The following is a 14,562-nucleotide window of genomic DNA, read 5'->3' on the forward strand; positions in this document are numbered from 1 at the left end:
GAGAGGCTCTAAAAGTTGCGTTCATTGAAACCTTTTAGATTTTTGGACATTGTACATGCCATACTGATGAATTGTTTCAGTTCGTCATCATTAAACCCCGAAGTCATTGCTTTGAGCGCGGTGAGATCGCATTGGGCTAAGGTTTGATAGCACTTATATCCTGAGCTGGACAGCTTGATAAAAAAGCTACGCTTGTCGCTTTGATTGGGGTGTCTAACAATGAGGTTTTGTGTTTCAAGCTCTTTGATCAGCCGAGTGATTTGACCCTTATCACGCTCTAACGTCTCCGCTAGCGTGTTGGCCGTGCATTGTTTGTGTTCATGTATGCATTTCATGACCAAAAAGTATAGCGGAGACAGCTCTACGCCATGCTTTTCCATGGTAATACGCATCGATTGTTTTAAACCATTGAGGATGCGGATTAGGGCGCTTTGTATTTGGGTTTCATTTTCAAACATATTAAAGCCTGCATTTAACAGCTGGTTATTTTATCATCAGTTTTATCATATCAGGTGTTTGTGTTTTGATGTCGGTTATTTACGAATACGGCATCGCTCAAATGTAGCGTATAGTGCTGGCCAGTCCAAGCCAACGCAATGGGCTCAAGATGGGAGGTAAGGCACGGACCACTGACGCACTGTCCATTATGTAACAGAAACTGTGCGCCATGATGCGCACATTCAAGAAGCGTTTGGCTTTCATCAAGTGGGGCTTTTTCTTCATTTGTTAGTGGCTTATTTAAATGCGGGCAAAGGTTGCGATATGCATAGAGAGTATTCGTGTTCTTTATCACTATGATGTCTAAAGCATCGTTCAGAGTTAGAACTATTCCCTCGTTGTCTACTAGAGCGTTGATTTTTTTTATGGTCTCTAGATCCTTTATGAGGCGTGTTTGCATTGTACGACCCTATTGGAAGTGTTATGTAAGTGTATCAAGTCCGAAAAGATAGCGGTATCAAGCAGTTGCTTGATTGCTCGGACGTTAAGTGAGATTTATACTTGCTGCCATGAAAAAACAATCCCCCCAAGCCTCCAAAAAACGCACAGCTAAAGCCCCTCAAAGTCGTGGTAAGCAACGACCTAAGAAAAAGCCTAAAGGGAAGCGGTTGCCTTGGTTACGCTTTTTATTGAAGTGGCTTGTGCTGCTTGGGGTTGTTGCCAGTATTCCTTTTGCTTTATGGGTTTGGTGGTTAGATAGCCAAGTTGTTGCGCGCTTTGAGGGGCAAAAATGGCAAGTGCCCGCTGAAGTGTACAGTGCACCAACAGTTCTGCGTGATGGTTCACCGTGGCGCAAGGAAGACTTAGAGTCATTATTGGAAGATGTAGGGTATCGGTTTGGACGGAATAGTCAAAACGTTGGTTGGGCAGCGCGGAGTGCTTCAAAGGTTAGCGCTCACCTGCGTCCGTTCACAGATCATGATGGCTACCATCCACAATCAAGGCGGATTTTCTCGTTTGAGAATGGATTATTGCGAATTTCAGGCCTGAATGGCGAGCGATATGAAACAGCGGTATTAGAACCTCAAAAAATTGGTTATCTCTACAGTGGTAATACGGAAAGCCGAGATATTCTTTCTTATGAGCAAATCCCCGAAAGTCTTATCAATATTCTGATTGCCACAGAAGATAGAGATTTTTTTGATCATATCGGCATTTCTTTTACAGGGATAGCACGTGCCGCAATGGTGAACATGACCTCGGGGGCTCGTCGTCAGGGTGGGTCAACGTTGACTCAGCAGTTGATCAAAAATATGTATTTGACCTCTGAGCGTACCTACACCCGAAAATTAACGGAAGTGATAATGGCGTTGTTATTAGAGCGCCATTACAGCAAGGAGGCGATACTAACGGCTTATGTAAACGAGGTGTATTTGGCCCAAGAAGGTAACAGTGCTTTGCACGGTTTTGCTGCAGCGAGCCAATTCTTTTTTGCACGGCCATTGAATGAGCTCAATATTGATGAGCAAGCACTGTTGGTGGGGATGGTTAAAGGGCCGTCTCTGTATAATCCGCGGCGTAATCCGGAACGCTCGAAGCAAAGGCGTAATGTGGTTTTAGACCTGCTTTATCAACAGGGTAGATTGTCCAGTCAAAGTGTCGCTGTATTAAAGAAACAACCTATCCGTCTAGCGAGCAAAACCAAACGTAAAACGATTTTTGGCGATTATTTAGATTTAGTCGCGATGCAGCTGGAAAAAGATTTTAGTTCGGCTGAGCTGGCAACGGAAAACTTGCGAATCTATACCGGGCTAGATGTCAGAGCACAAAAGGCGGCAATAGACGTCATGCATGCTCAGGTTGCTCAATTAGAGCACCAAGACAGCAGTTTAAAAGGATTACAGGGCGCTATGGTCGTCACGGATCGCCGCACTGGACAAGTGCGAGCAATAGTTGGTTCGTCGGACGACTATTACAGTGGCTTCAATCGTTCCCTTGCAGCGGTTCGCCCAATTGGCTCATTGGTAAAGCCGTCTATATATTTGGCGGCAATAGCCTCTGGTCGATATTCATGGTGGGACCGTGTACAGGACGAGCCAAAACAATTTAAGGTCGGCAATACGCTGTGGGAGCCTCAAAACTATGGTCGTACTTCTCATGGTACTGTTCCCCTTTATTTGGCTCTTGCAAAGTCCTATAACTTAGCGACTATTGATTTAGCAAATCAGTTAGGGTTTGACCGGGTGGGGGATACTTTGCGTCAGTTAGGGGTCAAGCGTCCATTTACAATGTACCCATCTGTTGCTTTAGGTTCTATTGAGCTCTCACCATTTGAGGTGGCTCGTCTGTATCAGCCCATTGCATCGACTGGTGCAAGCAGTGAATTAGGAGTCGTGCTTTCTGTCATGGATCAAAGTGGAAAAATCTTAAAGCGATTCGACCGTAAAACAGATGTACCGTTTACGGATGCGTCATTGGCGGTCACATTGGCTGGTATGACAAAAGTACCACAAATCGGCACGGCGAAAGCATCGCAAGCGGTCTTTCCCAGCTTGCGATTTGCGGCAAAAACAGGAACCACGAATGATCAGCGCGATAGCTGGTTTGTAGCGATTACAGATGAATATTCATCAACTGTTTGGCTAGGGAAAGATGAGAATGTCCCGATGAGCATTACAGGTAGTTCTGGAGCGCAGCGTGTATGGATTAATTTTGCTAAACAGCTTCCTCAGGGCTCATTGCCACGAGCATTACCGACAGGAGCTCGATACTTTACTGTGGCAAACGATACGTTTGAATTAGCAGCGGAGCGATGCGACGATAAAATAGAATTGCCGTTTATCCGCGGGACGGAGCCACGGTCTTCAACCTCTTGTCTTTGGCCTTTTTGATCTCTATCCAAATTTGGCGCAGGAGTGTTTGTAATTTACTGATATATATGGTTTTCTGTTAACTTGATTGTTACTTAATTTAAGTGATTTGCCATCTCGCTTTTTACGGCGTAAGTGAAGTATATGTCAGCCATCGTCCAAAAAATAAATGCCTTAATTCTAGTTTGGTTTATGTTGGGCCTCAGCTCTTTTTCGGCAGCGGCCGCTCCTGCATCGGCCTCGTGCAACTCCCTAACTGCGACGGGCAATGCTGAGTATCCACCTTTCTTATGGCGTGCCGATACTGGGCATGCTTTGGACGGTGCCGTTTCCCATTTGTTGGAGCGCTTAAGCGACAAAATAGACATTCCCATTGTGACAAAATATGTTGGTCCTTGGTCTCGTTCTCAGCAAGAAGTGCGTAGCGGGCGAGTGGACTTAATGGCGGGTGCGTTCTACACCTCTGAGCGAGCCGATTACATGGAATATTTTTCCCCTGCTATAATGTTTACTAAGAGTGTGGTTTGGCAATCAAAAGAGAGTCGGTTTGACTATCATTACCGAGAGGATTTGATTGGACGCTGGGGGGTAACGGTAATAAATAACAGCTTTGGCCAACGATTTGATGACTTTGCTAAAACTAACCTCAACTTATTGACTGTTGCCAGCTTGAAACAGGCATTTGAGATGTTGGTTAACGGTAGAGCAGATTACGTTCTATACGAACTTGCTCCTGGTGAAGCGTACGCTGAACGCTTAGGCATCGCAGATCAAGTCATGGCTATGACGCCTTCAATTAGCAGTGAAGGGCTGTTTTTAGCGATATCAAAATTCTCTGACTGTAATTCTCCAGAAGTAAAGCAGCGTATTGCGGATGGTTTGAGAGAGTTAGTTAATGCAGGTACAGCGCAAGATTCTCTATTTTACGGCTTGGATGGTTGGAAAAGAAGTTCTCAATAAGGTTGCCTGAAGCGTTGAAGCAAGAAAAAAGAGCGCATACTGCGCTCTTTTTTATTATTTATTCTCTAAAAGCTTTCTGTAAAGTGTGATCCATTGCTCTGTAACACTTTCCCAGCTGTGATCTTTACTCATAGCGCGATGCTGTAGGTCCCGCCACTGACCAAGGTTTTTAAAGACGTGAAGTGAGCGTTCTATCGCTGCCGAGAAGTCTTCGATATTGGCTTTGTCAAAGACAAATCCATTAGCGTCCTCTCCTGTCTCAAATACCGTGTCGGCAAGGCCCCCAGTACGACGCACTAACGGTAATGTACCGTATTTCAATGCGTAGAGTTGAGTTAGGCCGCACGGTTCAAATCGTGAGGGTATTAGAAGGATATCGACCCCAGCTTGGAGACGATGTGCATAGGCTTCATCATAACCTATTTTGATAGCAACTTGTTCTGGGAAGCGTTTTTGAAGTGCTAAGTACTGCTCTTCTAGAGTTTTGTCACCGGAGCCTAGAAGAATAAGCATGGCACCTTGTTTGAGAGCGGTCTCCATCGCCGCGGGAACTAAGTCTAAGCCTTTTTGCTCTGTTAGGCGGCTAACGATGCCATAAACGGGTACGTCGTCTTTTTCTGGGAGGTTGTTTTCCCGTTGAAGAGAGCGCTTATTGGCAAGCTTTTTATCCAATGAATGTATATCGTATGAACATTCTATATGGGGGTCTTTCTCAGGTGACCATTCATTGTAATCAACACCATTTAAAATGCCTGATAACCGATGACTGAGAGCGGTCAATGTGCCATCTAAACCATCACCGTAATCTGGTGTTAATATTTCTTTGGCATAGGTAGGACTCACAGTGGTAATGGCGTCAACAAAAACCAAGCCAGCTTTTAAGGCAGAGAATTGTCCATAGAACTCCATTCCGTGTAATGATAGTAAATCGTTGGGTAAGCGGACGTCGCCGTAGCGTTCTATTGGGAAACTACCATTGTAGCGAAGGTTGTGAACCGTCGTGACAATTGGAGGGTGTTTTAACTTCCAAGCAGCTAAATACGCCGCGGCAAGACCAGTTTGCCAATCATTTAGATGAAGCAAATCGGGTTGCCAGTTGAGTATGCGTCCGTATTGAGTGATAAAAGCGCAGACCCAAGAGAATGCCGCAAAGCGAATATGGTTGTCATTGTAGTCATATCCGTAGCTATCCAAATAGGGGCCAGCGTCACGTTCAAATAAACTTTTGCATTGGACCAGATACATGGGAATATCAGAATTTGGTAAGGAGGTTTCTAGTAGTATCAGATCACCGACCCCAAAAGGGTCACCTAAGTTGGTTGTGTTAGTAATTGCGCCTACTTTATCGACCATGCCAGTATAGGCAGGCATGATGAGTTTTACATCAATACCTTTATTGCGTAGGGCAATCGGAAGTGAGCCAGCAACATCTGCAAGCCCGCCAGTTTTAATAAGAGGATGTATTTCGGATGCAGCGAAGAGGACTTTCATAATTCCCTTTTCATGTTGATTTACTAATATGACCAGAGTATACCTAATATACGCCTATTTTAGTGTTAGGCTTGGATAAAAAGTAAGGGTTAGATATGGATTTAAATGCCGCGCGTATGAATACCCTTTCGCTAATTCTAGCGGGAGGCAGAGGTTCTCGACTTAAGCAACTTACTGATCATCGTTCAAAGCCCGCGGTCCCTATCGCTGGCAAATATAAGATAATCGATTTTCCGCTGTCCAACTGTATTAATTCAGGGATGAGAAAAATAGCTGTTCTAACACAGTATCGCTCCCATACATTGAATCAGCATGTGCAGCGAGGCTGGAATTTTTTGAGGTCAGATTTCAATGAGTTTATTGAATTGTGGCCTGCTCAACAGCAAACGGGTGAAGAGTGGTATCGCGGTACGGCGGACGCTGTCTATCAAAATCTTAAAATGATCAATGAGCTCAACAGTGAGTATATTTTGATTTTGGCAGGTGATCATGTATATCGCCAAGACTACAGTGTTATGCTTCAAGAACATATTGAAAATGGCGCAGACGTCACTGTTGCCTGCATTGAGGTGCCGATAAAAGAGGCCGATCAATTTGGCATCATGCATGTTGATGAAGAAGACAATATTATTGCGTTTGAAGAAAAGCCAAGTGCCCCCCCAACGATGCCTGGTAAGCCAGAGGTGTCACTTGCGAGTATGGGGATATATATTTTTAATACTCAGTTCTTACGCGACAAACTGAGGAATGACTCCGCGGATGACGATTCAAGTCATGACTTTGGTAAAGATCTAATACCACTATTTGTAGGCAACGCTCGTATAAAAGCGCATCATTTCAGTAAAAGTAGTATTCCTAATGAAAGCTATCCTGACCAGCCTTATTGGAGGGATGTTGGTACGTTAACGGCTTATTGGGAATCAAATATGGACCTGACCAAGTTGGTTCCAGAATTGGATTTGTACGATGAGTCATGGCCAATACGTACTACACATTACCAACGACCTGCCGCTAAGTTTAATTACAACTATGAAGAGCGTATTGGTACGGCATTGAATTCGGTTGTTTCTGCAGGCTGTATTGTCTCCGGTTCTACGGTTGAACAATCAATATTATTTAATAATGTCCGCGTAAACTCATATTCATATGTTAAAAAATCGGTCGTTTTACCGCGCTGTGATATTGGTCGTCACTGTCAGTTGACAAATGTTGTCGTGGATTCGGATACGAAAATCCCTGCTCACACCGTTATCGGTGAAGATCCAGAGTTAGATGCTAAGCGCTTTTACCGTAATTCTGATGGGATTGTACTGGTAACGCAGGAAATGATTGACCAGCTAGAAGAATAAGCTTAGATATCAATAGTAAAGCAATAGAAGCCTCTCATGCGTGAGAGGCTTTTTTCGTTTAAGGTGGCGGTGTAAACATAGGGTGCGGGGAAAACCCCTTTTGTTTGAGTTCAACGAGTATGCTGTTGGGGCCACTTAAGTGCAGGGCGCCTACTATCACAAACGTCGTTAGAGGCTTAAGCGGGGCTTGTGTAAGATATAGGTTAATGATGTCGGCCATATGACGATTACGTCGATCAAGTAGTAGTTCTAGCATGGGTTGCAATTCGGGTTGGCGTTCCACATCTTTGTATACAAAATGATATAACTTGTCGGGTTGAGCTGTTCGCCAATATTCAACCATTTGATGCATGTAGTCCAAGTCTTCCAGTTGATCTAGACTGCTTTCGAGCATGGCTAGTTGTGCGTTGAAGGGTGCGCCCGCCATCGCGTTAATTTGCTCTGCCAAGCTCTCTAATTCTAGTATTGGCTTATTTTGTTGTTTGGCTCGCTGTATAAAGTGAAGATCTAAACCAAGCTCTGTTTTGTACCGACTTTGGGTAAGCTGGAATTGTGTTAGCGTATCAATCAGCATCCATGGACGTAGCCTCAACATCTGTTGGTAATCAAAGCCTTCTTTTGAGGCGATTGATTGCAGTAATGTAAGCTGCTCATCTGATAGATACTGCGCGAGTGTGATGCCTTCCGGTAACCACATATGCTGTTGTACCAGGCGTTTTGAGGTATATGGATCAAATGAGGTTGGATCAAGTTCTACCGCTATTCGGTCTGATTCGGAGAAGGCGGAGTAATAAGCGGCTGGTAATGGATAATAGTCTTCTGTTAACGCGTGAATAGAACCCACTAGATACACTGTGGCTCGCTGATGCTGAACTTGCCACATAAAAGGTTGATAAGGCGCTGACAGGCCTCTTACTGATGCGAAGACAACAAAGAGTACAGTGATCTGCTTGAAAAGAGAGATTAGAAGACGCATTTATAGAAGCTCAGCTAAACAAAAACGATAGAGTATTATCCCCGTCGCTTGTGGATAACCCTTGTAGAGATGCCGTAATAACTTCCTCTAAGCCGTGTCATAGAAGGCTTGAGTCGGTATAGTATATAAAATCTTCAGTCGTTTCATGGTTGCCTAGTATTTGGACAACCACAACACAAAATATCGTAAGAGAGGTTCTATTTTATGTTCACTGGTATTGTTCAAGGTATGGCGGAAATTGAATCCTGTCAACCTCAAGGACGGAATAGACGTTTGCGCGTGCGATTTCCTCAGGGAGTTATGCATGATCAACAGCTAGGCGCAAGTGTTGCAATCAATGGTGTTTGTTTAACAGTGGCAGAGATGGATGCTGAGTCGCTTACCTTCGATGTAATCGATACGACATTACAATTGACCAACATTGGTTTATTGGTGGAAGGTTCAATAGTCAATTTCGAACGTGCTGCGAAAATGGGAGATGAAGTGGGTGGTCATGTCATGTCTGGGCACATAATGACAACCGTTACAATTAGTAAAATAGAGCAAATTGATGAGAGCTTCCATATCCGATTTACTGTAGCGAATGATGCTATTAATGCGCGCCGTTACCTATTTGATAAAGGATACGTCGGTTTAAATGGCGCTAGCTTAACGATTAGCGCGATTGGAGATGACTGGATTGAGGTTTCACTCATTCCTGAAACATTACGACTAACAACATTTGGTCTACTGGAAGTCGGTGCGCAAGTTAACCTTGAAATTGATGCACATACCCAGGCAACCGTTGATACGGTTGAGCGCGTTCTAAAACAGCGTGGAATTGTTTTACCCTAAGGCTGGTAAGTAATAGCGCGATTCTAGTGAAAGCAATGGAGTCTAGGATGGATATTCGGTAGAATGCGCGCCATATTTATCCCCGAGAACCTGTTTATAAGTCATTTATTTCCAGATTACAGCTGAGAGCTGTTTTTTGGGCATACCCTGATGCCAACTTAGTTGACTTATCAACAGGTACTCTTATGAGAATCGCTTTTTAAGTGTGAGTGTAAAGTGTCAAATAATTTAAAGCACATCCGAAATTTCAGTATTATCGCCCACATCTATAATCAGCCATATTTCACCTCTTTTCACTCCCTTTCTAATATCCTCTAAGCCCTTTAATTACGTGGCTTTAAGTCTTTCTTTCTGTTTTGTTTGTCGCATAGCATTTCATTGGTTATCATCGCATTTAAGTACATAGTTGAGTACATGGATTTTATGTACTCAACTTTTCGTAATTAAATTACACATAAAATTACAGGCATGGCGATGATTTCAAATGCGTGGCTCAAAGCGAATGCTGGCCGTGAGCGGGATGGTGTCGAGGTGTTCTCCGATCGGGATGGTTTGGGGGTTCGCGCTTCGTCTAAGGGGAAATTGGTTTTTCAGTATCGATATCGATTTGGCGGGAAGCAGCATCGTATCGATATTGGTCCCTATCCAAGTATCTCGTTAAAACGCGCTCGAGAGATCCATGCAGAGTTGCGTGCAGAGTTAGCCGAATCCAGAGACCCTAAAAAGGTGCTTCAACAACAGCGCCTTGGTGCTGCACCTACGAATACCGTTGAGCAGCTTTATGTCGATTATCACAGCAAGTTTGCGTCACACCACAAGAAGAGTGCCGACCAGGTGTTGCGCTCTATGGAGCTGTATGTCTTTCCGATGTTGGGAGAGCAGCAGGCCGAGAATGTAGAGACACATCATTGGATGGCATTGCTGGAAGATGTAGCAGAGTCAGCCCCTTCTATATCTGAGCGTATTCTAAGTGCTGTTAGTCAGATGTATGCGTGGGGAATTCGGATGCGCAGAGTGAGTGTTAATCCGGTATCTGATGTCTCAGCGAAGTACGATTTGCGAGTTAAGCGCAAAGTGAGGGTGCGTAGCCTTGATGATCGGGAACTTAGGCTCGTATGGCAGGCCATTCTAAAGAGCAACTTGCGCCCTCGAAACACTGTCATGCTGCAATTGCTTCTTATGTGGGGCGGTCGAGTAGGTGAGCTGAGACTCTCTGAGAAGGCACATTTTGATTTGCACAACAATGTGTGGACTATCCCGCCCGAGAATCATAAAACAGGTGCTAAAACAGGTAAGCCACTCAAGCGCCCCATCTTGCCTGAGATGGCGGAGCTTATTAAACAATGTCTGCAGCTTAGTCCGCCAAACTATCAATACATGTTTCCTAAAGAGGGGGCAGACGAGCCGACATCAGAGACTAGTCATTTAGGGATCAGTGATAATCTCAATAAGTGGATTAAGCGTCGGCTGGCTCAAGATGTGGAGCATTGGTCGCTCCATGATTTACGATCGACGGCGCGGTCGCGTTGGTCGCAACTTGCGCCGCCTCACATAGCGGAGATCGCCTTGGGCCATGCGTTACCAAAAATGTGGCAAACGTATGACTACTACGATTATTTAGATGAGCAACGAGAGTTGTATCGTGCATGGCTGTCTAAGCTTCGTGAGATTGTTGCTTAGCGTTCTCCCATTGCACTATATCCTCTAATGCCCAGCGGGCGCTTTTGCCGTCCCCGAAACGAGGATCAGGCAGTTTGTGGGGACAGTCAGGCTGTCTCCAACGCCAGAAAGTCGCTGGGCTTATGCTGTAGCGCTTCTGCAAATCTGCGCCGCTAAAAAAGCACGACGGTGCGCCTGCTGCGGCGAAAACATCGATCATGGTTGGTGCGGTTGGTGTTAATGATTGCTCACTCATACTGCCTCCGTTTGCGTTTTGAGTTGTGCTTTTAGCTGCTTGTTTTCGTCATGCAGCATGCGGTTCTTAGCTTCTACCATGTCGATCACGGCCCAAAGCAAACCGCTTTTAATGTCCGCTCCTGACCCGTGGCCAACTGTCACATCGTCGAATTTCTTGATGGATTTGTATTCGCTGGCATCCATCACTTTGGCAAGCTGGTTGGCGATGTTTCTAGCGTGGGTGCTGTTGCCCGTTTGTTGCCAGAGTTGTAGATCTCGTTCTAGGCTCATGACTGTAATACCTGCGTTGCGATGAAGGTCATTTTGACGCTGAACATCAATATGATTGTGAATGAAAAGACCGCTCCTTTAGTGGCGAGCTTGTTGTCTCGACCAGCTATCGGTAGCGCTAATAAAAATAGCGTCAGGGCAAATGCCAGCGCAGCAAATCCGTATAGCTCGATAGCAGCCCAAACGGCTAGAATGTAAAACACACTTCTCATTGCTTATCTCCCTTTAGCGCTTCGATCGCTAGCGTGCGCATGATGCGTTCGCGCTCAGTTTGCGGCACGAAGCTTTTAATCTTTTCCAGCCCGTCACGAAGCGGGTTGGTGGCTTGTTCGTGTAATTCCTGGGCACGGTTGCAGAACGTTCTTACTGTGTATGCGCTGCCTTTTTCACTTGCGGCAAATGCCTCTAGCAGAAGTTTTCCGCCAACATCTAATGACTCAGACATGCCGCCTCCCGATAGCTCGGTGAGCGGCTATGATTTCTTGCATTCTCATACGTGCAATAGCTTGGTCACGAATGACAATGCCCCCTTCATTGCGGGTAGGAGTAAATGTTTTTTTATCCGCCTTGTTGTTGCTTTCTAGGGCTTTGATTTGGCTTGGTGTTGCCAGCTCACGGACGCGCGTCGTTGAGGCTCCTGCATGAAGCGAGCAAGCGGTCAGGCTGTGCCCAAGTCGCAGGGATTCTTCAATGCGCGCCTTAATCCGCTCTTCCGATTGCTGCTTTACCTCGTTTAGGTTTGCTTCACCGTTGCGTTTAAGGGCTTTAAGCTGCTCTTTGGTCGCTAGCCTTTTCATTCTAGCGACTCCCACTTTTATGAATTGAGCGGTTTTGAAAATGCCAAGCCCGTTCTCAATTGCTTTTTCAATGCCTTTCTGCACTTCTTCATCGCTGGGTTTTCTATTCTTTGGCATGCTGAATTCCCCTAAGCTGCTATATCTGATTTAGCTGCGTCGTAGCGTTTGATGATTTCAACGATCGCGTAACAAATCCAAAGAAAATGATGTGTGTACTCAGTACAGTCGTATTCATAAAAGCTATCGAACTGGAAGTCGTGCTTATCAAAATTGGAGATAAAGTCGTTGGCCTCTTCCTTGTGGGAAATGGACTTAAGAGATTCTTCAATTTCTTCGCGAATAGATCGATTAATCTCAGCTTCTTCGCCTTCTAGCTCTTCTAGGGGCTCTAGGTTGCCTTCTAGGTAGTTACTCACGTCACGCTTGAATGCTTCCTCGGACCATTTTTTTCCATATTCTGAGCCGCGAGGTTCTGCCACCAGCTTTTCGCCCCAGTAACCTGGATTGATGCTGGCCTTGCCGCGAAAGAATTCAAACATGTCGCTTAATCGCGTAAATACAAAGTCCCCCATATCGCCAGTCACAGCTAAGTACCCAGGCCAAGTGGTGATGTTGATTGCGTAAAAAGAAGATCCCTTCACGCCAAATCTGATATGGCGATATTTGCCGTCATCCTTGAGAATGGTCAGCTCATGCTTTGCTGTATTTTCTTGGAAGATTTCAAATACTTCTTGTCGTAGTAAATCAGTCATGTCGTTCTCCCTAAGCTGCTGTTTGTTCGTTTAAGCGAGCGGTGGCATGGTTAAGCCCCGCTTCAAGCTCTGCGACTTGTGTTTGAAGTGCGCGAATGGTTTCGGCGCTGGCGTCAAGCGAGTATTGTTGGCCTTCAAGTGCAGCAACGAGCTGAGCAACGGTGATTGGGTTGCTGTCTTCGTCGTGGCCAGCGATAACATCGAGGTTCCAGTTGTGCTTGGTATTCATGCTGCTTGCTCCTGTTCAAAGTCCGCCGCAATCTCAAACCACTTCGCGAAGTGTTCGTTGAAGAACTTTCGAACTGTCAGGGACATGAGTGCGAAGTTTGCATCAAGATCGGACATATCACCGCCTTGGGAATTGTTGAAAGCGGCTTCTTTCAGCATTTCGTCCCACTTCACCTTTTTGATGGTCAGGTCATCATTAAGAACGAATGACGCTTTGTCGCTCCATTTGAGGCCGAGCGATTTCACTTGCATGCCTTGGTCAAGGTGACGGGTAACATCTTCTGAAAGTGGCTCAAGGTTCTTAAAACGAGCCTTGGCTTTGTCTTCGCTGTTGTCAGCTACTTCGCATTCGTCGCCCGTTTCTAAGATCGCTGGCAAGTCGTTTTTCACTAACCAGTCAGTCATGATGCCTGCAGGTGATGCTTGCGCCTGCAGGGGTACCATTGGGAATGATCCGCACATAGTTTGGAGCAGCTTGAACGCTTGCTCTGTCATGCCTGCGTTGGTGGTATTTAGCACCAGTAGGGCTGCTTTCTTATCGATGTAAAGCCAGATGTCAGAGCGCTTGGCGAAGGCTTTCGGGCGCAGCGTAAAGACAAGCTCGTCCTTGATGTCGCCTTTCTCTTTGCGACCAATCTTGCGGCCTTCTACCAGCTCGATTTCTGCGATTTTGGTGTCTAACGCCTCGCGAACGACTGCAGCAGGAAGACTCTTTTCTTCCTTGCCGAAGCGGATCAGCATGCAGTCGTTGCAGACAATGGACCAGCACTCTGAGTTGCGAACGAGTGGCAAGGTGCCAAACGTGAACCAGTCATTTGAGCCAACTTCTTTTAAAGCAAATTCAGGCAATACTGCAGTCATGGCTTCAAAGTCGATGCTTGCAGGCTCTTTGAGCTGGAAGAATTGAAATGATTTGAAAAACATTAGTATTCACTCCAGCTAGTTTCGTAATCGTGAGCGTATTCGCCTTGATCAAGTGCGATCTGGCCTTTCATTGCGTATATGTTGAACAGAATTTTTTCAAAGCCATATAGCGTTCCCACGCATAAATGTTTTCCGGACTCTTCGCCGTTAACTCGTAGATTTAAGATTTCCCATTTCCCGGTCTTTTCATCTTCATAGAGGTGTAGTCTGTAATCACAATTACGATCAGATACCCCTTCATTTTTATCTAGGTAAACCATCATGAAGCGTCCATGGGTTCTCTCTTCGATAATTAGCGTGATTTCACCTTCTGGATCGTCATTGTATGATCTGGCTCTTTCGGTGAGTTTCTCAATAAGCCAAGACAGCGTTACTTCTTCTGGCAGCTCTGTCATGATTTCTTTTAGCTCTGCATCCACGACATCTGCTAGGCGACTGTCGTAGAAATTCTGCGCTGCCAGCTTCAAACGGTTCATAACGAAGTCATGGTAAACGGGTAAATCTTCAAGGCTTTCAATCTGCGGCATGATGGAAGCCGAAAGCTTTTCTTTTAGCGCCTTGCCAACTTCGCCGTATGAACGAAATAGATCGTCCGCAGTCTCTTCGATCAACTTATCAACTCGCTTAGTGATCGCTTGCTCTAACGCTCCAGAGGCTAGGCGCTCATGCAGGACGGCTGTAAACATATCCTGAGCAGTGTCAGTTGCCGGGTTTGTCATTGGTGTGAATTCTTGGTTTTCAGTTGTCATGGTTTGT

Annotated in this window: 18 protein-coding genes; 5 read left to right on the forward strand and 13 right to left on the reverse strand. The window is 45.4% G+C overall.

Annotated elements, in window-relative coordinates; translation table 11 throughout:
- Window positions 1–8: 8 nt before the first annotated feature.
- Window positions 9–458 carry a MarR family winged helix-turn-helix transcriptional regulator gene (locus tag DN730_RS09640; protein ID WP_115467900.1) on the reverse strand — a complete coding sequence of 150 codons (450 nt, stop codon included), beginning with the start codon at window positions 456–458 and terminating at the stop codon, window positions 9–11.
- Window positions 459–508: 50 nt separating this feature from the next.
- Complete coding sequence (locus DN730_RS09645; RefSeq protein WP_115467901.1) at window positions 509–898, reverse strand: Rieske (2Fe-2S) protein; 390 nt, start codon at window positions 896–898, stop codon at window positions 509–511.
- A gap of 88 nt (window positions 899–986) precedes the next feature.
- Here DN730_RS09645 and DN730_RS09650 point away from each other — a divergent pair, with 88 nt between their 5' ends.
- Both DN730_RS09650 and DN730_RS09655 read left to right on the forward strand, forming a co-directional pair.
- Window positions 987–3,329, forward strand: a complete 2,343-nt coding sequence (locus tag DN730_RS09650) for a transglycosylase domain-containing protein (RefSeq protein ID WP_245957935.1) — start codon at window positions 987–989, stop codon at window positions 3,327–3,329.
- Window positions 3,330–3,452: 123 nt separating this feature from the next.
- Window positions 3,453–4,268 carry a substrate-binding periplasmic protein gene (locus DN730_RS09655; RefSeq protein ID WP_115467903.1) on the forward strand — a complete coding sequence of 272 codons (816 nt, stop codon included), beginning with the start codon at window positions 3,453–3,455 and terminating at the stop codon, window positions 4,266–4,268.
- A 54-nt stretch (window positions 4,269–4,322) separates the two neighbouring features.
- On the opposite strand, the gene glgA is transcribed toward DN730_RS09655, so the two are convergent.
- The gene (gene glgA / locus DN730_RS09660; RefSeq protein ID WP_115467904.1) at window positions 4,323–5,759 is read right to left on the reverse strand and encodes a glycogen synthase GlgA; all 1,437 of its coding nucleotides are present in this window, start codon (window positions 5,757–5,759) and stop codon (window positions 4,323–4,325) included.
- A gap of 95 nt (window positions 5,760–5,854) precedes the next feature.
- Here glgA and glgC point away from each other — a divergent pair, with 95 nt between their 5' ends.
- Window positions 5,855–7,108: a glucose-1-phosphate adenylyltransferase gene (gene glgC / locus DN730_RS09665; protein ID WP_115467905.1), complete on the forward strand. Its 1,254-nt coding sequence runs from the start codon at window positions 5,855–5,857 to the stop codon at window positions 7,106–7,108.
- Between the two features lie 58 nt (window positions 7,109–7,166).
- On the opposite strand, the gene DN730_RS09670 is transcribed toward glgC, so the two are convergent.
- Window positions 7,167–8,084 carry a TraB/GumN family protein gene (locus tag DN730_RS09670; RefSeq protein WP_115467906.1) on the reverse strand — a complete coding sequence of 306 codons (918 nt, stop codon included), beginning with the start codon at window positions 8,082–8,084 and terminating at the stop codon, window positions 7,167–7,169.
- A 204-nt stretch (window positions 8,085–8,288) separates the two neighbouring features.
- Between DN730_RS09670 and DN730_RS09675 the strand changes: the two genes are divergently transcribed.
- Window positions 8,289–8,918, forward strand: coding sequence for a riboflavin synthase subunit alpha (locus tag DN730_RS09675; protein ID WP_115467907.1), 630 nt, complete (start codon window positions 8,289–8,291; stop codon window positions 8,916–8,918).
- A 474-nt stretch (window positions 8,919–9,392) separates the two neighbouring features.
- On the forward strand, window positions 9,393–10,598 hold the full coding sequence (locus tag DN730_RS09680; protein ID WP_158541197.1) for a tyrosine-type recombinase/integrase: 1,206 nt from the start codon (window positions 9,393–9,395) through the stop codon (window positions 10,596–10,598).
- On the opposite strand, the gene DN730_RS09685 is transcribed toward DN730_RS09680, so the two are convergent.
- From DN730_RS09685 to DN730_RS09725, 9 genes are read right to left on the reverse strand one after another with little or no spacing between them, the layout of a single operon-like run.
- A complete protein-coding gene (locus DN730_RS09685; RefSeq protein WP_115467909.1) occupies window positions 10,573–10,833 on the reverse strand; it encodes a hypothetical protein in 261 nt (86 codons plus the stop codon). The two genes, DN730_RS09680 and DN730_RS09685, sit on opposite strands and share 26 nt — an antisense overlap.
- Complete coding sequence (locus DN730_RS09690) at window positions 10,830–11,105, reverse strand: hypothetical protein (protein ID WP_115467910.1); 276 nt, start codon at window positions 11,103–11,105, stop codon at window positions 10,830–10,832. The genes DN730_RS09685 and DN730_RS09690 overlap by 4 nt, the downstream gene beginning before the upstream one ends.
- Window positions 11,102–11,317, reverse strand: a complete 216-nt coding sequence (locus DN730_RS09695; RefSeq protein ID WP_115467911.1) for a hypothetical protein — start codon at window positions 11,315–11,317, stop codon at window positions 11,102–11,104. The genes DN730_RS09690 and DN730_RS09695 overlap by 4 nt, the downstream gene beginning before the upstream one ends.
- A complete protein-coding gene (locus tag DN730_RS09700) occupies window positions 11,314–11,550 on the reverse strand; it encodes a hypothetical protein (RefSeq protein ID WP_115467912.1) in 237 nt (78 codons plus the stop codon). Before DN730_RS09700 ends, DN730_RS09695 begins: the two co-directional genes overlap by 4 nt.
- On the reverse strand, window positions 11,543–12,019 hold the full coding sequence (locus DN730_RS09705; RefSeq protein WP_115467913.1) for an aldo-keto reductase family protein: 477 nt from the start codon (window positions 12,017–12,019) through the stop codon (window positions 11,543–11,545). The genes DN730_RS09700 and DN730_RS09705 overlap by 8 nt, the downstream gene beginning before the upstream one ends.
- A gap of 11 nt (window positions 12,020–12,030) precedes the next feature.
- Window positions 12,031–12,654, reverse strand: a complete 624-nt coding sequence (locus DN730_RS09710; protein WP_115467914.1) for a hypothetical protein — start codon at window positions 12,652–12,654, stop codon at window positions 12,031–12,033.
- A gap of 10 nt (window positions 12,655–12,664) precedes the next feature.
- On the reverse strand, window positions 12,665–12,883 hold the full coding sequence (locus tag DN730_RS09715; protein WP_115467915.1) for a hypothetical protein: 219 nt from the start codon (window positions 12,881–12,883) through the stop codon (window positions 12,665–12,667).
- Window positions 12,880–13,806: a recombination-associated protein RdgC gene (locus tag DN730_RS09720; protein ID WP_115467916.1), complete on the reverse strand. Its 927-nt coding sequence runs from the start codon at window positions 13,804–13,806 to the stop codon at window positions 12,880–12,882. Before DN730_RS09720 ends, DN730_RS09715 begins: the two co-directional genes overlap by 4 nt.
- Window positions 13,806–14,555, reverse strand: coding sequence for a hypothetical protein (locus DN730_RS09725; RefSeq protein WP_115467917.1), 750 nt, complete (start codon window positions 14,553–14,555; stop codon window positions 13,806–13,808). The genes DN730_RS09720 and DN730_RS09725 overlap by 1 nt, the downstream gene beginning before the upstream one ends.
- Window positions 14,556–14,562 lie beyond the last annotated feature (7 nt).

Source organism: Marinomonas piezotolerans (genome assembly GCF_003362755.1).
GTDB classification, from domain to species: Bacteria; Pseudomonadota; Gammaproteobacteria; order Pseudomonadales; family Marinomonadaceae; genus Marinomonas; species Marinomonas piezotolerans.